The following is a 21711-nucleotide window of genomic DNA, read 5'->3' as shown; positions in this document are numbered from 1 at the left end:
TCGCACAAAAGGTGTCAGATAACAAATTATTTTTCGCTATTAACACATTAGTGTCGTTAATCCAAAAACCTTTCAAATCTTTTACGATAGGGTTTTGGGGCTAAGTAACACTTTAGTAAGCATTCCTCTTTGAAGCCATAATTATGTTAACTTCAACTTTTCTTCATCCAAATATGTTTACGATTTGGTAGCGATAGAAACGTTCAACGAAAACAATTTGTTAGGACGGTAAATAATTTGTTATTCGACACCTGCAATACCTAGAGACTAACAGGCAGCTTCGGTATCATTTATGCTGCTGCCCCTTGATTCTCTTGATAGCAAAGCTCCCGAATTTTTACCTTTAATATAAGCAACTCCACGAAACCTTAGATTCACAGCAGAATTAGGTACAGCGAGATTAACGGGCTGTTTAATTTTGTAAGTTGCACCTCGGTACTTAGCCGTGATTTCGCTCTCTACAGTCTCAATAGATTGAGGATTATATTCGTAGGAGTTGCCACGGTATTGTAATTTCATTTACTTGCCCTCCTTGTAATTAAGATTGAATCAAGAAGCTTTAATTCAAAGAATAAATAAATTAGCTAAGGAATACATTCACCTTCTGTGCTTAGTCGATCGCATAGATTAGGCAAAGCGATCGCGTACCTGTGCGATCGTCATTGCACAAAACTGCAATATAGAAAAGAGGCCCGTCCTAGCTATTGCTCTTCAAGAAGTCTAATGTTGGTACAATCGGGGCTTAGCACTGTTGCAATGAGAACGGCATGAAGAGGCGCTCCCTAAAAACCCCCAAATCACTTTGCACAAGTGTGCAATCAAGTTGACATAACTGTGAAATAAATTGTTTAGCCGATTTATATACCTTATAAATAGTCAACAATTTTAGAATTTAGCTTAACGATTTGCATCGCTATCAGATCTACGGGAAAGACCTACACTTACATCTTGCAGCTATCCATTCATCCGCCAGGGACATAAGTTCTTGGCGGTTGGCAAGGTTGGTGCGAGATAGGAGTTAAAGAAAAAAGCGATTTTTCAAACCTTTTCCCTTTCTCCCTTATCCTTTCTCCCATCAAAACCCGATGCCATGACTCATATCTTGCACCAAGCCCTCAGAAAGGAATTTTGGGGTTATACAAACCAAGTCCGCCTGCACGGGCTGACCGAAAATCAAGCATTTTGTAACCTGCGTAGGCAGGTTTCGTTTATGTAGCTGCGGTTACCCTACGGGAAGCCACTGTCGCGTCTACAACCGCCCGGTGCAAGATATGAGATGAGGTACAGTAACGTTGTCAACTTTGAGGTTTCAACGATGAGTCAAGATTTACCAGAACAAGGGACGCTCAAAATACTTGTGGTGGATGACCACGAATTAATCCTGAGTGGAACCCTCGACTTGCTCAAACAGCACTACCCACAAGCAAAAATTCTCACAGCCAAAACCACCCAGGACGCACTCCAGCAAGTCGAAGCATTTAGGCCCGACTTAATGATTATGGACCTTTCCCTGCCAGAAACCTCCGGGGACACAGCTGAAATCAATCGAGGCATTAAAAGCTTGGGGACTTTAATGAAAAACTATCCCACCCTCAATCTCGTCGTGCAAAGCAGCTATGTCAAAGCACTGGTGCGGATTAAACCTGATATTGATGCTTACGAAGGAGGGTTCACTGTAGCCGACAAAGGACTTTCTAGCCAGGAGATGTTGAGCCGAATTGACTTGGCACTCAAAGGAGTCACTCATACCAAAGACCTAAAAATGCCACCAGGGGAAGTCAAACCAGAGTGGATTGAGGTACTCAATCTCGCCTTTGAAGAAGGATTGGAAGATAAAACCATTGCTGAACGGATGCGAGTAGCACCCAGAACGGTACGCCACTACTGGACTAAAGTTCAAGACGTTTTAGGCGTTTACCCGGAAGATGGGAAAAGTCTCCGCATTCAAACGGAGAAACGAGCCAGAGAAGAGGGGTTTATTGATTGATAAATAAAGTTAAGGAAGAAACTATTGCTGTCCGCTATTTGGAGCAAAATTAGAAAGGAATTTACTATCTGGTCTGTAGGAGCATTACCAGGAGTTGCCGCTATAGGGCTGGTCATACTCGTTCGCCTGAGTGGATCCCTGCAATTGATAGAATGGGTAACTCTCGACTCCTTTCTCCGCTTACGCCCACCCGAACCTATCGACTCACGAGTTGTCATTGTCGGAATTGATGAGGAGGATATCCGACGTATAAGAAATTACCCCATACCTGATCGCGAGATTGCCAAACTGCTGAGAACATTACAGAAGTACCAGCCCAGAGCGATCGGTCTTGATATTGTAAGGGATATACCCGTCGAACCCGGTCATGTGGAACTGGTTGCAGCATTTAAAGATATTAAAAATCTGATTGCAGTTGAAAAAGTCTTACCTATCTCCATTAAGCCACCCCCCGACCTATCCCCAGAACAAATCGGTTTTGTAGATTACCTTTCCGATGATGACGGCAAAGTCAGGCGTGCACTACTTGGAACGAATAGACCTGAAGACGATAAAAAATATGCATTTTCCCTGTCTTTACGGTTGGCAGAAGCTTATCTCAAAACTGAAGGCATTAAACTGAGCAATGGCATTCGCGATCGCAATGCGATGCGGTTTGGTTCAACTGAACTCCCTCGCCTTTTACCCAATTCGGGGGGCTACGTGCGAACTGATGATTTTGGAGTTCAGCTACTTCTCAATTATCACAACGGTCGAAAACGATTTCGCACGCTATCCCTTAAAGAGATTAACGATATTGAAGCTGGGAATGGTAATCCCAATGTGCTGCGCGATGCCTTCAGCGCACGCATTGTTCTGATTGGGGTAACGGCTCCTAGTATTAAAGACTTTATCAATACCTCTGCGATCGCTAATTTGCAACCACCGGGGAAAATTTATGGCGTAGAATTTCATGCCCATGTCACCAGCCAAATTGTCAGCGCCGTTCTCGATGGACGACCCGTTTTAAAAACCTGGCCACAGGGTTGGGAATATCTTTGGATTGTCAGTTGGGGCGTTTTAGCTATTTATCTCGGTCGGCTGACTCAATCTCCTCTGAGAAACCTGGTGTATGTCGCCGTTGTCAGCCTTGGGTTAGTGGCAATTGGTTATGCTTTCATCGTCGGGGGATGGTGGATTCCAGTAGCACCCGCGCTACTCGTTTTGGTCATCAATGGTGCAATCTTGAGTGCTTTCTATCAATACGACCGATTTTTGAGGTCTCAGATTGAAATATGCCAACACACCATCGAACGGACATTTATTGTCATTCATAATGGACCCCTGCAAACATTAGCTAATATTTTGAGGCACGTCCAAGACCAAGATATAGAACAAAATCGATTGCTCGAAGAACTGAGAAATCTAAACTACGAAATTAGAGAAATCGGCGAATATCTGAAACTAGAAGCCCTAGACCGAGAGGAAAGTCTCCGTCTCGGCAGTGGTCTAATTCTGGACTTAAAGCTACCCATTCGTGACTTGCTCTATGAAGTTTACAGCCATACACTTCAGCGAAACTTTCCCTGTTTTGAAACGCTCAAAGTTAAAGCTTATTCGTTCGATCCAATTGAAGAGCAATACTTAAGCCTCGAACAAAAGCGAGAACTCTGCCAATTTCTAGAAGAAGCGCTGTGCAATGTCGGAAAACATGCCAAAGGATTGACTCGCCTGAGTGCTACTGGTAAACAAAACGAAGGCTGGTACACCCTAAGTATTAAAGATAATGGAGCTGGCACTCACCCGCGTTGTGAAGGGCGAGGTACGAAGCAGTGTCTAAATATAGCAAGAAAATTAAGAGGAGAGTTTCAGCGAAAGTCTTTCGGAGAGAAAGGAACTTTATGTGAGTTAAAGTGGCCTATTGCGGGGAAAAAGTGGAGCTTTGCTCAAATAAGACGTAAACTCAAAACCCAGATTGTGAAATGGTTTAGAGCTTACGCTGCACGGCGCTGAGTTAAGACGCGATCGCTTTCATTTTCGGTTTACTGAATGTGAGATCATTCCTGAAAATGTAAATATGAGTGAGTCAATTTTGTCAATGCCTCTAAGGATAGAAAAAATGGCGTAAGAATTATAATCACACCCAACTGGCACTCAGCCTTAACTTGTCACCAATGAGATTATGACGTTGCTCTTCTGTGCAAATCTCATGCAAACTTCAGCAATGATTGTGATTCAACTCAGCCAGTCACATTTCTTAGGCTAACCATCAAATTGGCAGTAATGATAAACGAAATATCGGCACTCTTGTTTGTATATTTTAATTTAAATCAACGTTTGCTCAACCAAGATTATGATTTCAATTCAAGGGTTATTGAACAAACGCATCAAAGCCAAACTGGTCACCAGTTGTGCCCTAAGCTTAGCACTGATTGTAACTCCGGCAGCTTTAGCGGGTTATGCGCCTGGCGATCAAAAGCCCGTTCCTCCAGAAAGAAGATCGGATGGAGGCACAACTAGAGGGTGTTCTGGAGGAGGTCTGCCGCTAACCGCACTTGCCTCTCGCAACTATGTTGGGCGGACAATTTCTCGACATCCTACATTTGCTTGGTTTGTCCCTCCTGACTCTGCCTCCAAGCCAATGCAATTCACGATTTACGAGTGGGTTCCAGGCAGTAAACCCAAAGAAGTTCGCAAGATGTCCTTGCAGAGTTCACCAGGGATTATGAAGTTAGCCCCGTTCTCGGATAGCGAACTAGGGCTGCAACCTGGGAAAGAATATCTCTGGCAGGTTGTGATTCATTGTGATCCAGATAACCCATCAGGTGATTTAGTAAGCAAGGCAACTATTGAGGTTGTAGGAATGCCTGCCGCTGTGCAAAGTGAATTGAACAGCGCAGTAAATAGGGCTGAGAAAGCTAATATCTATGCTAAGGCAGGTTTATGGTACAACGCGCTAGGTGAAGCGCTTAAACTGGCTGAACCTTCAAAACTGGGAGAGGTGGGTTCAACTCTGTTAAACGATTTGGCTCAGTGGGAAGCACCAAAAACTACACCAGAATTGCCACCAAAAGAACAGGACGCGATCGCAAAACGGATTGAAAACTTGAAGCAGATTGCAAACAACGCACGCTAACCAACCTTACAAAAAAAGCTCCAAGGCAGGAGCAAAGGGCACAAGGGGAGAAGAGAAAACCTGAAAGCCTTCTACCTTGTGAACTCGCCCTATAGCCAGTTACCGATGAGGATAAAGGGTGCCCATTGAGCGGGGTGAATATTCTTGTTTTGATTAATCAGTGCCTTCTGCGCTTCCTTGAGAGCTTCTGCTTTGCTCATTTGCGATCGCAAGTTATCGTAAAACTTAGCGACTAATTCTTGTGTAAAAGCATCGTCAATATACCAAAGAGAAGCCAAAGCACTTCTGACGCCTGCTTGCACCGTAATGCCAGCCATACCGAGCGTCGCACGGTCATCTCCTATACCCGTTTGACAAGCCGTGAGTGCAAGCAACTCTACTGGCTCCGAACCTCCACTGAAGCGGCGGATGTCACTCTCTAGCTCAGTAATTGTAATCTTCTGATTATTACCCGTAACTAAAAAGCTATCTTCTGGAATAGTCCCAAATTGACCGTGAGTGGCAATGTGAATAATCGGGTAAACTGCTTGTTTAAGTTGTTGCTCTAAGCTCTGACGAGTAAATTGTTCATTCAAGAGTTTCTTGCTACCGGGAAATAGCTGCGTGACTTGCTCAAGTTCATCAGTGACATTTTCCAAAGGCTTAAATTTTTCACCATCAACGGTAGCGGCTTCGCTTAATCCTAAAGCTAGCGTCCGCAGCCCTTGAAAATCTACAGGTTTAGGAGATGTCAAGCGTAGACCAGGAGTTGTAGCAATGGCGTATTTCTGAACGAGAAATTCCTGACCATCATGGAGTGCAGCCATCGGTACACTGCGTAAGAGTCCATCTTGGATGAAGACGAGAGTTTTGATTTGTGCTGAGTCTAAATCGGAGGTGAAAGGGCGAATAATCCAATTATATAGATTCTCTGCTGGTCTTAAAAAAGGGTCAGTGGGGTCATAGAATTTTTGTATATCTAGACGGAATTTTTTTATTTCTTCTCTAAGTTTTTTACTATCGTTTATCCACTGAAACTTCTTCAACCTTGTTTCAGTCCTAGGGTTAAATTTATGTTCAGGATTCGGGAGACTCACCACAATTGCCGTTCGGTCTTCCAGGATGATAGAACTAAAGACAGCGGTATCTTCTGTTTCTAAGTCATCAACTCGTTCTTTATCAAAAACGGTAAAGACACAATCATTACCGAAGTAATTTTGCAATTCTGCTAGTTTCAAAGAATCAATGGCATCAAGTGCAGAATCCAGTTCCTTTTGGTACTCTTGACTTGTAATGGGTAGTGATTCAGCACGTTCTAGCTTTAACTGAGCAAACTCTCGGTAGAGAGGACTAATGGTGTCCCGAAAACTAAATTGCAAGTCTCGCTCTGCAAGTAACAGACTGCCTCGGATATCTCCTAAGGTCATAATTGCGCGTTCGTAAGCACTATTTGCCTCAGATTCTTTCGCTTGTGCCTTAAAAATTCGTCCCGCCTGCCACTCCCACAAATAAAGGCTATCTTTAGCACGTAAGTTTTGGTCGGCTGCCAAGCGTGCTTGTTTGGTGAAATCTAAGGCTTTATCGTAGTTCTTGCGGCACTCGTAGAGATGACCGAGTTTACCTAACGCAAACGATTCTGAGCGAGAATCTTCAAGGCTTTGAGCAATAAAAATAGCTTTTTTGAGGAGTTCTTCAGATTGTGAATCATTGAGTTGACGCGGTGAACATTGAGCCTGAAACGAAGTGAAATTACTAGAAGCAACAAGTACAGGTTGTTCGAGTTCGGCTAAATCAATTGACGAATAGACTTTATTTGGAGAATCTGGTATCCTCTCAAGCAAGACTAGAGCCTCTTGTACTTTTTGCTCTGCCTCATTAGCGCTATTAAGTAACTTTGAATCTTTTTGGCGGTAATAAAGTTGAATCAAGTTGATAAGTCCCTGCATTTGACCCGATGGGTCGTTTTGAGTGCGGGTCAGTTGGAGACTGTTGTTAAAATATTCCAAAGCTTTTGTGTAATCAGACCTAGCTTTTTCAATGAATTTACTCTCCTTAGTCTCTGCACCTCTTAACTGAGCAGAATCAGCACGCTTCTCGTTGAGTTGAGCTTTACTGAAGTAAGCATTGCCTAGACTATTCAGTACTGAGGAGCGATAACTTGAGAGATTAATATCCTGGGCAATCTTTAAGCTAGCTAAGAGAGTTTCAATCGCTTTGTCAAACTTTCCTCTGAGACGATACGCTTCTCCCAAGCTTCCTAAAGCCGCCGCTTCTCCCTGTTTATTTTGAAACTTTCGGACAATTTGCAAAGCACTGCCTTCACTTTCAAGGCAATCTTCATCAGTTTCTGAAGCACCGCATAAAAGTGCGATCGCTTCTTTATTCTGCCCCAATCGGCTGTAGGTTTGAGCAAGTTCTGTGAGCAACTGTCCTACCTTAGTGATATCTCGGAGTTGGCGATAGGACGCGATCGCTTGTTTCCAATGGTTGATCGCTTGCTCGAACTGACCGATTTGTCGGTAAGCTATTGCTAGTTTTTCTTGAACAATTGCCACGTTAGCGAGGTTCTTGGTGGTTTGATAGGCAGTTAATGCCGTTTGCCAAGATGCGATCGCTCCTTGCACGTCTCCTGTCTTATATTGTTCAATTCCTTGCTGTACGAGTTGGCTTGCATTGGAAGACTGTGCGGTTGCTACTTCTCCCCATGTTGCCTGCAAAGCGGTGAAGGGAACATGATTCAGCCACAGACAAAATGTGAGGCTGCTCAGGAATAAAACTACCAAAACGCGACGGACACGGAATTGGCGATGTCGGTTTGGCATAGGAGGATAGGGTAGGTTGCCAGGAGAATTTTAGCGGAAGTTTTAAGTTTATTTGTAGCTGAAGTTGCACGCGGCTTTATTAATTTTGGTAATCTTTAGTTGACATTAGCCGGATTTCTGCATAAATAAGCCTTAGTTCCACCCATGAGATGGCTAAGAGAGTCTGTGGCTGGAGTGGAATGTGGGCAGGCACGGCATAGGTTCAGTTGGGTTGCATACCTTGAGTTACCTTTGGAGGCTTTAGCTGTGACAAAGTTTAGCTGGCTCAGTCTGGGTTGGCAGTTGAAGCTTTTTGGTAGCGTTGCAATATTTGGGACACTCTTTGCCGCAGTGGGGGGGAGTGTTTTAGCTCAGATAGTGCCTGATAATACGCTGGGTGCTGAAGGTTCTGTCGTTACGCCCAATGTCAATATACAGGGTATTCCTAGTGACCGGATAGATGCTGGAGCAACTCGCGGTGCTAACCTGTTCCACAGTTTTGGGGAGTTTAATGTGGGGTCAGGCAGGGGGGCTTATTTTGCCAATCCCACTGGAATTGAGAACATCTTAACTCGCGTCACGGGCAGCAATGTCTCTAATATTTTCGGCAGGTTAGGAGTTTTGGGTGGGGCGAATTTGTTTTTGCTCAATCCTAACGGGATTGTATTTGGCCCCAATGCGAGTTTGGATATCCAGGGGTCATTTGTGGCGACAACAGCTGATGGCATAGAGTTGGGGGATAGTGGTTATTTCAGTGCCGCAGAACCGCAAACGAGTAGTTTACTTTCTGTGAGTCCGGGAGCACTGTTTTTTAGTCAGGGTGCCAATCAACCAGGTTCGATTATTAACCAAGGGAATTTAGCAACTGGGAAAAATCTGACTCTGGCGGCTGGCAATCTGGACTTACAGGGGCAGTTACTCTCTTGGGGAGATTTGACATTAGAAGCGCAGGATACGGTGAAAGTGCGCGATAGTCCTGCGATTCCCTTCATCGCCTCGGCTGGGGGAAATCTGCTGGTGCAGGGGAATCAGGGAATTGATATTGCTGCCCTAAGTCACCCCTATAGTGGGTTGCTTGCAGGCGGGAACTTAGTGCTGCGCTCCGATCAGACGGTGGGCGGTGATGCTCACTTTTGGAGTGGTGGCAATTTTAGCATTGAACGGTTAGATGGCAGTTTGGGCAATTTATACAGCCCCCATGACCCGATTATTCTCTCCAATGGCGATGTAACCTTGGGAGATTATCAAGGGGCTTCACTGCATATTCTGGCAGGCGGAAGTGTCACTCTGGGCAGTGTTACCATTACAGGAACCGGGGATGCTGCCACCACGATTAATCCCACCAATACGAACTTATTTAATGGCAGCAGAACTTACGCTGATTTGGCAACGGTTAATTTGACGGACTATAAAGCGACCCTGAACAGCGATGGCTCCGTCAGAAGTGTAGATCCGGTTCTGGTTCCGATTACGATCGATGGCAGCACACAAGCCACGTTGGATGTGAGAGCCGGAGTGGATTGGGCAGGGTTGGGTGGCTTGCCAACCAATCGATTTTTACCGGGAACTCCGCCTCTGCCGATTGCGAACCAAATGGCTACTAGCGCCAACATCACGGTCAATGGCAATATTCAGGTTACCCAACCAGCGGGGCTGGTGTTGTTAACCAATCAGTTTAGCCCTAACACCTTGCCAGGAACGATATCCATTCGAGGGAGTGTAACTACCAGCACAAGTAATACTGGGGCAAATGGGGGAGATATTCGGGTATATGGGCGGGGAGACATAGCCGTTGGTAATGCCCTAAACCACATCTCTATAAACTCGTCCTCGTACTCGGACTCGGACTCGGCAAATGCGGGGAATGGGGGGATGATTTCCTTCGCTACTAACTCCGGCAACATCTCCCTCGATAACTCGTCCTCAAACTCGTCCTCGTTCTCGTACTCGTACTCGGACAGAAATGCGGGGAATGGGGGGGGGATTTCCTTCGCTACTAACTCCGGCAACATCTCCCTCGATAACTCGTTCTCGGACTCGAAATCGCACTCGTCCTCGGGCTCAGGAAATGCAGGGAATGGGGGGGTAATTTCCTTCATTACTAACTCCGGCAATATCTCCCTCGATAACTCGTTCTCGGACTCGAAATCGGACTTGTACTCGATTTCGTACTCAAACTCGGACTCGGGAAATGCGGGGAATGGGGGGGCGATTTCCTTCGCTACTAACTCCGGCAATATCTCTCTCTCGTACTCGCCCTCGGACTCGTCCTCATCCTCGGACTCGGACTTGGGAAATGCGGGGAATGGGGGGGTGATTTCCTTCGCTACTAACTCCGGCAATATTTCCCTCGATAACTCGTCCTCAAGCTCTTACTCGTCCTCTTACTCGTCCTCGGACTCGGGAAATGCGGGGAATGGGGGGGTAATTTCCTTCGCTACTAACTCCGGTAATATCTCCCTCAATAACTCGAACTCGTCCTCGGGCTCGGGAAATGGGGGGAATGGGGGGGTGATTTCCTTCGCTACTAACTCCGGCAATATCTCCCTCAATAACTCAAACTCGTCCTCAAGCTCTTACTGGTACTCGTTCTCGGGCTCGGGAAATGCAGGGAATGGGGGGGTGATTTCCTTCGCTACTAACTCCGGTAATATTTCCCTCGATAACTCGTTCTCGGACTCGATCTCGTTCTCGGACTCCTCCTCGGGGAATGGAGGAATCATTCATTTAAGTGCCAGGAGGGGAACAATTTCCGGCAGTAATTCCGTTCTGAGTTCGTTTGCCGTTTCTGAGCTGGGAGATTCAGGGAATGGCGGCAAAGTAACGCTAGAGGCAGGGAGCGGTGTATCCGGATTGACCATTAACACGATCGCGTCGGGTGGCAACTCTGGGGATGTGGAGATCAATGGATTTGGCGACCTACGAATCGACGAGACCAACATCCTGACAGCCCAACAGGTCAAAGTAATATTGTGTGAGAATTGTCGCTCTATTACGATTCCTTTGAATGACAGAGGGCAGGCTGGAAATGTGGCAGTCACCAGCACGGGCAGTCTCACGTTTCGCAAGAGCGTGATCCAAAGTGATACCCGTGGAGACAATCCTGCCGGGAGTATTACCATTGCCAGTCCCGGTATCGTCAGTTTCAACAACAGTCAAATCATCAGTAACACTAGCAGTACAGGGCAGGCAGGAAATATCACCCTCAAGGCACCAGTTGTACGGCTCGCTCCTTCGAGTAGTTTATCTGCCCAAACCAGCAGTAGCGGAGGTGCTGGAAACCTAACCCTTCAACCCTATGATGATGGGCAAACCTTATCTATCTTGTTCCAAGAAGGAGCGCAGATATCTGCTTCCACTTCAAACCTTGGCATCGGCGGGAATATAGAAATTAAGGCTCCCAACGCCATCACAATTCAGGGGCAAGGCACCATTACCACAGAAACCACAGGAACTGGAAAAGCTGGAAACATTACCCTAGACACCTCCACCTTAACCATTACCAGAGGCGCACAACTTTTTGCCTTAACCGAAGGCAGTGGCAATAGCGGAACAATTACAGCCAATGCCTCCACCGCCGTCAATCTCGGCATCGGTGTGAATGACTTTTCCCCAGTTCTCTCAGTAGAAACCAGTAATGCAGGTCAAGCTGGCAGCATTATTATCAATACCCCCACCTTAACCCTCTCCGACACCGCCCGCATCACTGCCACTGCCACTAATACCGCCACCAATACCGAAGGGAGTGGCAGTATCACCTTAAATGCCTCCACTATGGATTTAGCCGGAGTCGTAGGTGTCTTTGCCGAAACTCAAGGACAATCACCCGCCGGAACCTTAACCCTAAAACCCTATCAGAATCAATCCACCCTCAACCTCACCTTAGCGCCCCAATCTCAAGTCTCTGCGTCCACAACTGGAAGTGGTAAAGGAGGAAACCTGATTGTACAAGCACCAGAAGCCATAACCATTCAAGGTTATGGTCAACTGGCGGTTCAAACCACAGGTGATGGTGCTGCGGGAGACTTGAGAATTGATACACAACGACTCACCATTGCTGATGGTGCGACTATCTCGGCATCCACCTCTTCCGCCAATCCAGCTGGAATTGGCGGTAATATCACCATCAACGCCACAGAATCGTTTAACCTCACCAATCAAGCGAGTTTACTTGCCCAATCTACAGGTGCCGGTAGGGCAGGTGACGTGACAATTAATACCCCACAGTTGAACCTTTTAAATGAAGCGCAAGTGTCTGTGGAGACAAGTGGGGCTGGTGCCGCAGGTGACGTGGAAATTACAACGGAGACTCTCACCCTTGAGAGAGGAGCCAAAGTTTCTGCCACCGCTACCGCCACCGCCACCACTAATGAACCTGGTGGCAGCGTCAACGTCAATGCCTCTCAAATCAACCTATCGGGTAACACCAGTGGTTTATTTGCCCAAACCCAAAGCGCAGCACCCGCCGGCTCATTAACCCTAAAACCCTTTAACAACGGGCAAACCCTGAGTGTAAATCTCCAAGATAACCCGCAAATTTCTGCTTCCACTTCTGACAGTGGTGAGGGGGGAAGCTTAAGAGTCACAGCACCAGAAGCTGTAACCATTCGGGGGTTAGGTCAACTCTCAGTTGAGACAACAGGTGCAGGGAAAGCGGGAGGCTTGACAATTGAGACACAAAAGCTCAACATTTCTGACGGCGCTACTGTGTCCGCTTCTACTTCCTCCCCTTACGCTTCCGGGACAGGCGGCAATCTCACCATCAACGCCACACAATCCTTCAATCTCACCAATCAAGCGCGTTTACTTGCCCAGTCAAATGGTGCAGCACCTGCGGGGAATGTAGCCATTAACACTGAACAGCTAACCGCCAACAATGGCTCAATCACCACCAGTGCTACTGCCAGGAGTTCAGGACGGGGTGGCAGTATTGAGGTGAATGCCTCTCAAATTAACCTTAAAGGTACAGAGATTGGCTTATTAGCTGAAACCCAAGGTGTTGCTCCAGCCGGGTCATTAACTCTGCAACCATTTAACAACGGACAGAATTTGACCATTAACCTTCAAGATAACGCCAAAATCTCCGCCGCCACCTCTGGTAGCGGTCAGGGGGGAAGCTTAAGCATCACTGCACCAGAAGCCATAACCATTCAAGGGACAGGTCAACTTTCTGTGGAAACTACAGGCGCAGGGGAAGCGGGAAACTTAAGCATTGACACACAACGACTAACCATTGCTGACGGCGCGACTATATCAGCCTCCACCTTCTCCCCGAACCCCGACGGCTTCGGCGGCAATCTCACCATCAACGCCACACAATCCTTCAACCTAACTAACCAAGCAAGTTTACTTGCCCAATCAACAGGTGCAGCACCAGCCGGGAATATCACCATTAATACTGGCCAATTTACCGCCAACAATGGCTCGATTGAAACATCTGCGATTCAATCGGCTGGAGGTGGTATTACCATCACCGCTTCTGACATCCGTCTGTTGGGTGATAGCGATATCAGAACCGATGTTGCCTCTGGTGCCGGCGGTGGCGGTAACATTAACCTCACTGCTAACACCATTATTGCCTTTGACGACAGCGACATCCTTGCTTTTGCTCGTGATGGCAAAGGCGGGGACATCACATTAAAAACTCCCATCTTCTTCGGTTTTGCTTATTCCCCTGCACCAAAAGGCACTGGCCCCGATACCCTTGAGAACAATAACCAAGTAGATATCAATGCCAGTGGCGCTGTCAGTGGAGTCATCACTACACCCGATGTCAGCTTTATCCAAAACAGCCTCGCCGAGTTACCCGATAATCAAATTAACACTGACAGCCTCCTGGCAAATAGCTGCATTGTCCGCCGCAATCAACCAACCAAGGGAAGCTTCACCATCACAGGGACTGGTGGATTGCCGCAACGCCCCGGAGATGCCCAGATGTCTACCTTTCCTACAGTAGACATAGAAACTTTACCCAGCGACAGTACATCGTCAAATACCAATCCGAATCGTCCTTGGCAAAAAGGCGACCCAATTGTTGAACCCCAAGGGGTGTATCGACTGCCGAATGGGAAACTCGTTATGAGTCGGGAATGTCCTCGCATTCAATAACATAAATATGTACCTAATCCCAAGGTGGGTTGCCATTTCAGGTTCAAGCATCACAACCTCAGCTTGCCTTACCCTCAGTGCAGTCGCTCAGTCCACACCACCACCAGGCGTCACCATTCCCCCAACCGCACCTAACGCAGTTGAGCAAACCATTCCCAAACCATCTGAATCACCCCGTCCCCTCCCTGGTGAAACGCCTACATTACCACCACTACCGGAACTGCAAACTCCCCCAGCCCAAGAGTCACCTGAAGTAACTCCCCCATCAAGCGATCGCATCTTCATCAAAAAAATAGAAGTGGTGGGAAATACCGTCTTACAGGACGAAATCGCCGCCTTGACTCAGCCCTACGAGAACCGCTCAGTCACGCTTGAAGAGTTGCTCGAACTGCGCTCTGCCATTATTCAACTCTATATTAAAAAGGGCTACATCACCTCTGGAGCCTTCCTGCCCAACAATCAAGACCTCAACAGTGGTATAGTCCAAATTCAAGTCGTAGAGGGCGAAATCGAGCAGATTGAAATCGGTGGGTTAAGGCGATTGCGAGAAGGATACGTGCGATCGCGCATCATTCGTGCCACCTCTACCCCCTTAAACCAGCAACGCCTAGAAGAAGCCTTGCAACTGTTGCAACTCGATCCGCTCATCGAGCAGGTGAACGCCGAGTTAGTAGCAGGCAGCACTCCCGGTAACAATATCTTACGAGTCTCTCTCAAAGAAGCACCCGCCTTTCACACTGCGTTCGGCGTAGACAACAACCAATCTCCCAGCATTGGTTCCGTCCAAGGCAGCGTAGAAGTCAGCCATAATAACGTGTTGGGATTTGGCGATCGCTTAGCCGCCCAATACGGTCGTACTGAAGGACTCAACCTCTACGACATCAACTATACGATCCCCGTGAATGCTCGTAACGGTACCCTTAGCTTCCGCTATAACAATGGTGATAGCCGCATTATTGAAGAAGATTTCCGGGATGTCGGTATCAGAAGCGAGACTCAAACCTATTCCCTCGGTTTCCGTCAACCCATCACAAGAACACCAACCCGTGAATTTGCATTAAGCTTAGGTTTAAATTTGCGTCGTAGCCAAACGTATATCCTCGACGACAGGCCCTTTTCCTTCACAGAAGGTCCCGAAGATGGGGAATCCAAAGTTACGGTAATTCGGTTTTCTCAAGATTGGGTCAATCGCGGTACAAGACGAGTCTTAGCCGCCCGGTCTCAATTCAGTCTAGGGATAAATGCGTTTGATACGACCATCAACAACACGGGTACTGACGGGCAATTCTTTTCCTGGGTAGGACAATTTCAGTGGGTGCAACAGTTATCACCCAGAAATCTGCTAGTAGCGCGAATTGATGCTCAGCTAACTCCAGATTCTTTGCTGTCTTTAGAACGCTTCAGTATGGGTGGAGTCGATACAGTTCGCGGCTACCGGCAAAACCAACTGGTTTCCGACAATGGCATCCTGGCTTCAGTCGAGGTTCGTGTTCCCCTCACATCAGACCCCAGAATATTACAGTTAGCGCCTTTTTTTGAAATCGGTACAGCCTGGAATAATCGAGAAATTGACCCCGACCCAGCGACAATTGCCAGTTTAGGGCTGGGTTTGCGCTGGCTGATTACGCCCGATTTATCATTGCGCGTAGACTACGGCATCCCCTTAATTTCAGTTGGCGAAAGGGGAAACTCGCTGCAAGAAAACGGCCTCTACTTTTCTGTGCGCTATCAGCCGTTTTGAAAGACTCCAACTCTCTCTAAGAACTAGAAGGTTTTTTGGGTAGTCCTAAAGATGTAAGGATACCTCTCTTTTGTCACTTTAGGCAGAGGAAAAATAGAAATTAGGGTGAGGTAGGAAGATAAAAATGGGATAAGCAAGATAATTAACAATGGATTGAAGTTTAGCAAATCCTAAAGATAATTGGGGATAGGAAAAACTGTGAGCCAAGGACGAATTAAATTAAATAAGATAAAAGGTTGAATTATTAAACGGAGATTGTTCAGAATATTCTTCCAGCCTTTTGCCTTATCCCACCAGGGATGATCAGCCAATTTTGGCTTTCGTTGTGACTCTCGTTGTGGCAAAGAGAGGCCCCTTTGGTCTGAATAAAGACTAACCATCAAGTAGCTACTACAAACAATCTCCCACCATCGCTCAATATCTGGATAAGCTGCTACGCAGCTTATGCGCTTTGTTAACTGACATTTTACAATTGCTTCCCTTGCTCCAAGCCCAAGGAATAGATATCAAGATTTCTTGGTACAAGATGTGAGTCAACTGACTCGAATTTGGGCCGATGGTGGCTTTTCGAGAAAAACTTTTCTGCATTGGGTCATTGATACCTTCCCTTGAATTTTAGAGGTGGTTCTGCGACCGGAAGCCGCTCAAGGATTCCTCCTACTTTCTAAGCGTTGGACCGTTGAACGCACTTACGCTTGGCTGCATTGCTGTCGTGGCTTAAATGTCGATTATGAGCCAATCCCTACCTCTGAGGAAGCGTTCATTTATATCGCCATAATCCGACTGATGCTACGCAGGCTTGCCTGAGACTTTTTCTTTTTGTACTCTCTGTGTATTTCCAAACATCCTCTGGCGTTGCAGAACCTTGATTTATCCCCCTAAATCCTCCTTAGAAAGGGGGACTATGAATTCCATTTCCCCCCTTTTAAAAAAGGATTGAATGCGATCGCACGCCCCTGGAAAGCTGGTGACAACGAAGTTGTGCAAGTAACTTAATTGGAATTAAAGCTTCCCAAGTACATAGCGATCGCATTCAATCTCACCAACCAGGGTACTTACTTCTATTGCAGCCACACCCAACAATAGCCAAGAAAAGTCGGAGCTGGAAGACGATCCAAACCCTCAAGCCTGGCCCCTAGAATACCCACCATCGGTCAAGATAGCAGCCCCATTACTTATCCAGCATATCCAGCATCGCCATGAGCTGTTCTCGTTCCAGAGGACTTAACTTCTGCAACTGGGCAAGCAAACTTTCGGACTCGGTGTTCGCTTCCTGCTTCAACTCAGGTAATGGCGGCTGCTTAAACAACAGCTCCTCAATCACCTCCTCAATCGGTCGGCGCTTCTCTTCCGGAGTACAGCGCTCATACATTCCCCGTAATGTCTCCACGTTATGTCCCATCGCATAAGCTAATGACCGAGTTTGGGCGTCATCAAGCCGGACTTGATACGCCCAAGTCGCCCAGATAGACCGCATCATATGGGGTGACATCCGCTTACCAATAAAACGATGAGAGGTACTTTCAAACGAGGAACCAAACTGCGAAGCTGATGCTCCGATGCTAATTTTGGGGAGGACAAACACATAGCCCCAAGGCCACTTGGACGAATTGACACCCGTTGGCAGATAGAAGGTATCCAACGGATTGAATTCAGCTCGCCCATTTGTCACCCAGCGTCCCCACTGTCCCTTTAACTGGGGCTGCCACCAATCATAGACCTGCCGATTTTTATAACCCTCACAGATCCAACTGCCGTACAAATACTGTTCTAAGTAATCATAGAAGCAACTGCCGTCAGCCAACTGGCGGTTGGGAATTACTATGGATTGAGCGCCGTGAGTCGAGCAGGTTTTGTACTGCTGAATGTCCAGCACCCAGACCCCTTGCGGATAAGGCTTTTTCTCGTGGACATAGGTAAAGTAAAGATAATTGTCCTTAATTTTGCCGTCCCAATGCTTTTGACGCACTTGTGCAGGCGGCAGGGGATGATAAAAGCCGTCAGGTGGTACGGATTCTGGACGCTTAACAGGACAAATCAGCGCAATTCTTAAAGTACGGTATTCTTGTTGCCGCCTTGCGGGGATGTCGGCAAGCAGCGACCACTTTAAGTAATCTTGATAGCTTTTAGCAATGGCAAAGCCTCCCCGAAATCGACCTTGGCTGTTTCTGGGTCGGCACTCTAAACGCAACGGTTCTACAATTTTGGTTCTAACAACTTCCAGCGCTGTCTCGCCTTCTGCCGTATCCGGCCACTTCTTCTCAAAATCTGAAACAGACTGCCGATTTTTCACCCACTCGCTGACATCCTTTCTCACTGAACTTAAGTGGTTGTTGAGCGCTTTGAACAGAGGAATCTGCTTGTAATCCGCGTTTTCCTCCACCTCACTGGTGTAGAGAAACTTAGCCAGTGCTAAAAGCGCCCCTAACTTATTGCGTTTGGTAGAAGGACTTTTCGAGAGGAGGACTTCTCTCAAGAAACGAAAATAACTGCACAGCCAAGTTTCAAGGGTTTGCTTCTGCTGTTTCCATAGTTTTGCCTGTTCTTTGCTATTGAGATGTTCTAAGTCTTCTTGCCTAAGCACAGAAATCAAATGTGACAAACGCACTTCCTCTAAACTAATTGGCGGTGTGCGGTGGTAACAAAACCAGCCAAGCATTAGACGTATATCCTTGGTGTATTTTAATGCGGATAATTCGCTAATTGGGTCAATCACGCGGAACGGGCACTCTGGGTCAGTTAAATATTGATAAAAGTCATCCAATTCTTTTTGTAACGGAGCCGGCGTGTCTTGAGGCTTGAGCTTGTATTCCTGATGCATTGTCCTCCGCTCGGTCAAGGGAGTGTTGGAGGTCTTGCCGTAAATATTTTTCATGGATGGGCAGGATTGCTGTTTCACTATCGCCCGCCGCGAACCTTTAGCTGGCCACCACTGTTGTTGTTCGCTCCAACTCAAAAATTGGTTAAATCGATTTCCGTAAGTGTTTTGGCTAGCAATAGACGCTTTTTGGCTCTGGAAAGCCTGCTGTATTGTTTGACGGGCGCTGAGCAGTACTTCAACTCTTAAAGTTTTTAGAAACTCTTTAGCTGCCTCGCTCTCGACTTTTGTCATCTTTCGACCTGATGTTGCCCTACTAAAGCCTAATTGTGATAACCAGAACCGTAAGGTAGCGCAACGAAATTCATTAATAATTCGTTTAGCTTTCGACTCTGGATATATCGCTCGAACTTGTTCTTCATACATCTCGAATACTGACCAGCAAGTGAGAGAGTCCTGCATAATAAATGCCTCTGACGGTACACAAAAAAATTAAATTGCCATTGAGCTATTATTTAAAAGCTCTCGGATTACGGTGCCAATGATTCAAGTTTTGCTCATCTTTTTATCTCTAACCTCCTTTAGTCGTTTATTTATTATAGATAGCCTCGTTTGCTATTGTAGCTTTTGAATTCATCGCTATCTGCGGCAACTAGCTATATAAATGCTCAACCCTTTTGGAGTATTATTTTCAGCGCCAAAACCCTAGGATTTATTAATAAATAATTAGCGAATACCTAATAAATTTTAGGTATTAAATAAATCCTAATCCTCCGCCTTTCTAGGTTTATTAAAGGCTAAGGATTGAAGCAACCTTTTACTCATCTGGGAAGGGCGAGTCATTTAGCTCTTACTTAGTAGCTCCAGGCCTCTAGTCCAAGTAGAAACGTAAGTTTCACTCGGTCTTCGTTGTCAGTTCAGAGATCGTCAGCAGACCCCGACCGATTCGCTCAACCAATTCACTGCGAGAAATATTTAAACAAGCACTGAATTCATCTAATCCTGTCAAAGCGGTTGGGGTAAGACTCAAAGAAACAATTTTTTTAAGTTCGTCATAGGCTTCAGGCTGACCTCGCATTGATTTCCTTCCTTTAGAACTTGCTTTTTTCTCGTGTTCTAAGCGGGGTCTACCTTTTCTTTTGATTTTTTTTGGCTTGGACATGATTATCTGTACACTTCAACAAGGTTTTAAAGAGCCAAAGAGCCAAAGTTTTCTACCCTATACCCAAATCAAGTGAGCTAGGAGCGAAAATCAATGAGTATCCCTGCAACTAGGTATTAAACTCTGCCGAACTTTGCCAGTCCAGTTGCGTTGAATTCCTAGTAGCGAGGCTTATTCGTTTGGCTTAAAAGCTAGGTATTGGCTCTTCTTTTTAGTTACTGGATCAGACTATCAGAGTATTTTTTGCTCGTGTTAGAAGCGTACAATTTTCGAGTTTTGTGTAAATTTACCGTTACAATATGAAGTTTAATGACAGAACCAGCATTCATTAAATTATTTGGTTCTTCATTACTCGGTATGCCAAACTATTAGTTTAAAAGGCTGAAAAGTCTGGAATAGAAACCTTTGGGGCTTCTTAGCGCCTCTACCGCTAAAAATAATTAAAAATAATGCCCCAAACTCTTGCTGTGCAAGAGTTTGGGGCATCGCCGGAGGCGGATTAGCATATCAGGTACGGAAGAGCCAATTATTTTGACGTCCCAAACCCTTTGTTTGAACGCTTGCCTTTTTCGCCTTTACGGGCGGCATTGGCTTCTCCTGTTTTGGCGTTCAAATAGGCTTGGTATTCGGCTAGCTCGACTCCAGATTTCAGTAATTGGATGAGGGTAACGAAGAAGGCGTCCTTAAGAAATAAAAAATTTTCTTTTTCGTTGTCGGAGTAGAGCAAACTAACTTTAATCCCTTCGGGTTCTCTAAGCCGCTTCAGAGTAGCCTGCTCCGCTTGATATAGCTGAAACCCATTTTTGGGGGTATGTTCGTCCCATTGGTTGAGTAGTAAGATAGCTTCCAAAGTCAACCAGGCTTGAGATGGGCAATCGAAAGCCAATATCCATTTGCATAGTGAATTTTGGTTAATTTGTGCCTCTGCCCACATATCCTGGATAAGCTCATGAAGCTTCGCAGATATCTTGCCGGGTCTATACTGCCTTTCAGTTGGAGGTTTGAACCCTGACTCGGTTAGAATGTCTGAGCTTCCTAGGCGGTAATGCTCAATCCATAGAGCTTGGGTTCTGTATGCTTTCTTGAATTGGGCAAATATCTCTTGTTGATCGGACTTAACCAGAATGTCGCCGTTCTCTCGTAGTAGGCCTGGTAGGTACTTGGCTGCTGTTATGTAGTTTTCCTCTTCCCTATCTTTGGAATTACCGTTAGAATTTTTCTCTTTGCATCCGACGCGATCTACGTTCTTGTTTGCGCTGGCGCGATCGCTATTATTACTGTCGGAATTTTCCCTTTTGCACCATAGGTGATCAACACCATTAACCTTCTTGTAATCAATAGTCAGGTGCCTCAGTTGATTTATTGACGCGAAAGCCTTCCTTGCCGATTCTGGGCAGGAAAAATGTTCGCCAACGCTGGCTTCCATCGTAATTGTGTTTTCATCAACTCCCATCATTGAGTTGAGAAATTGAATCGCATCAAAGTGAGGTGGTTTCACAAGCTTCTGAAAGCCCTCTCCAAACTTCAACTCCCGCACCGTAACCTGTTTCCCTTGTAAAGCTGTTGTCAAGTCTATTGTTTGTTTAGGAACCGGAGTGCGGTCATCGATTAGGGTCTTGGGATCGTTAAAGTCTTTCTTCATGGTTAAGGTGGGTAATTGTTATGGTTGGCAAGGTGATGAGTTAATTTTTGGTTCCCAATAAAGTTGGGTTCTTACTTGGAGTTTCTGGTTTCTTACGCTGGTCATGCTCTAGAGAAGCGTGGGATAGGTTGCTGGGGGAGCTGGGTCACTCGTTGTGCAATCCTAGCAACTCTCGCAGTTCTTCTTCGGATGTGATCGCTCTCCACCCCCTAGCGGCCTCGATACGTTGCAACATCGCTTCTATTGCTAAGCGCTTGAAGGACATGGGAAAGTGTTTCTACACCTTATGAGCAGGCAGAACCAGTGGAGATGGCGAGTTGAGAGCGGACTCTAGCAATAACTGCACTGTTAGGAATAT

11 protein-coding genes and 1 pseudogene are annotated in these 21711 nt (G+C 46.3%); 6 read left to right on the top strand and 6 right to left on the bottom strand.

The window, feature by feature from the left end:
- Positions 1-267: 267 nt before the first annotated feature.
- On the bottom strand, positions 268-519 hold the full coding sequence (locus NDI42_RS20560; RefSeq protein ID WP_190457352.1) for a DUF4278 domain-containing protein: 252 nt from the start codon (positions 517-519) through the stop codon (positions 268-270).
- Positions 520-1315: 796 nt separating this feature from the next.
- Here NDI42_RS20560 and NDI42_RS20555 point away from each other — a divergent pair.
- The 3 genes from NDI42_RS20555 to NDI42_RS20545 all read left to right on the top strand — a co-directional run bounded on the left by NDI42_RS20555 (position 1316) and on the right by NDI42_RS20545 (position 5102).
- Positions 1316-1987 carry a response regulator gene (locus tag NDI42_RS20555; RefSeq protein WP_190457392.1) on the top strand — a complete coding sequence of 224 codons (672 nt, stop codon included), beginning with the start codon at positions 1316-1318 and terminating at the stop codon, positions 1985-1987.
- A gap of 24 nt (positions 1988-2011) precedes the next feature.
- A complete protein-coding gene (locus tag NDI42_RS20550; RefSeq protein ID WP_190457350.1) occupies positions 2012-3979 on the top strand; it encodes a sensor histidine kinase in 1968 nt (655 codons plus the stop codon).
- Between the two features lie 340 nt (positions 3980-4319).
- Positions 4320-5102 (top strand): DUF928 domain-containing protein, encoded by a 783-nt coding sequence (locus NDI42_RS20545; RefSeq protein WP_190457348.1) that lies wholly within the window; start codon positions 4320-4322, stop codon positions 5100-5102.
- An 89-nt stretch (positions 5103-5191) separates the two neighbouring features.
- On the opposite strand, the gene NDI42_RS20540 is transcribed toward NDI42_RS20545, so the two are convergent.
- Positions 5192-7903 carry a CHAT domain-containing protein gene (locus NDI42_RS20540; protein ID WP_190457346.1) on the bottom strand — a complete coding sequence of 904 codons (2712 nt, stop codon included), beginning with the start codon at positions 7901-7903 and terminating at the stop codon, positions 5192-5194.
- A gap of 246 nt (positions 7904-8149) precedes the next feature.
- On the opposite strand from NDI42_RS20540, the gene NDI42_RS20535 reads away from it, so the two are divergent.
- Together NDI42_RS20535 and NDI42_RS20530 are read left to right on the top strand one after the other, a co-directional pair.
- Positions 8150-13990: a two-partner secretion domain-containing protein gene (locus tag NDI42_RS20535; protein ID WP_190457344.1), complete on the top strand. Its 5841-nt coding sequence runs from the start codon at positions 8150-8152 to the stop codon at positions 13988-13990.
- Between the two features lie 7 nt (positions 13991-13997).
- Positions 13998-15731, top strand: a complete 1734-nt coding sequence (locus tag NDI42_RS20530; RefSeq protein WP_190457342.1) for a ShlB/FhaC/HecB family hemolysin secretion/activation protein — start codon at positions 13998-14000, stop codon at positions 15729-15731.
- Positions 15732-15809: 78 nt separating this feature from the next.
- Here the strand turns inward: NDI42_RS20530 and NDI42_RS20525 are convergent.
- Positions 15810-16180 (bottom strand): annotated as a pseudogene (locus NDI42_RS20525) (IS701 family transposase); the annotation flags it as partial.
- A gap of 172 nt (positions 16181-16352) precedes the next feature.
- Between NDI42_RS20525 and NDI42_RS20520 the strand changes: the two are divergent.
- Positions 16353-16538 (top strand): transposase, encoded by a 186-nt coding sequence (locus NDI42_RS20520; protein ID WP_190457340.1) that lies wholly within the window; start codon positions 16353-16355, stop codon positions 16536-16538.
- Between the two features lie 364 nt (positions 16539-16902).
- On the opposite strand, the gene NDI42_RS20515 is transcribed toward NDI42_RS20520, so the two are convergent.
- The 3 genes from NDI42_RS20515 to NDI42_RS20505 all read right to left on the bottom strand — a co-directional run bounded on the left by NDI42_RS20515 (position 16903) and on the right by NDI42_RS20505 (position 21281).
- On the bottom strand, positions 16903-19011 hold the full coding sequence (locus tag NDI42_RS20515) for a hypothetical protein (protein ID WP_190457339.1): 2109 nt from the start codon (positions 19009-19011) through the stop codon (positions 16903-16905).
- A gap of 433 nt (positions 19012-19444) precedes the next feature.
- Positions 19445-19627: a hypothetical protein gene (locus NDI42_RS20510; RefSeq protein ID WP_190429851.1), complete on the bottom strand. Its 183-nt coding sequence runs from the start codon at positions 19625-19627 to the stop codon at positions 19445-19447.
- 610 nt (positions 19628-20237) lie between these two features.
- A complete protein-coding gene (locus NDI42_RS20505; RefSeq protein WP_190457337.1) occupies positions 20238-21281 on the bottom strand; it encodes a hypothetical protein in 1044 nt (347 codons plus the stop codon).
- Positions 21282-21711 lie beyond the last annotated feature (430 nt).

Origin of the sequence: Funiculus sociatus GB2-C1 (assembly GCF_039962115.1) — a bacterium.
Lineage (GTDB): Bacteria > Cyanobacteriota > Cyanobacteriia > Cyanobacteriales > FACHB-T130 > Funiculus > Funiculus sociatus.
This window is presented reverse-complemented; position numbering and strand designations above follow the sequence as displayed.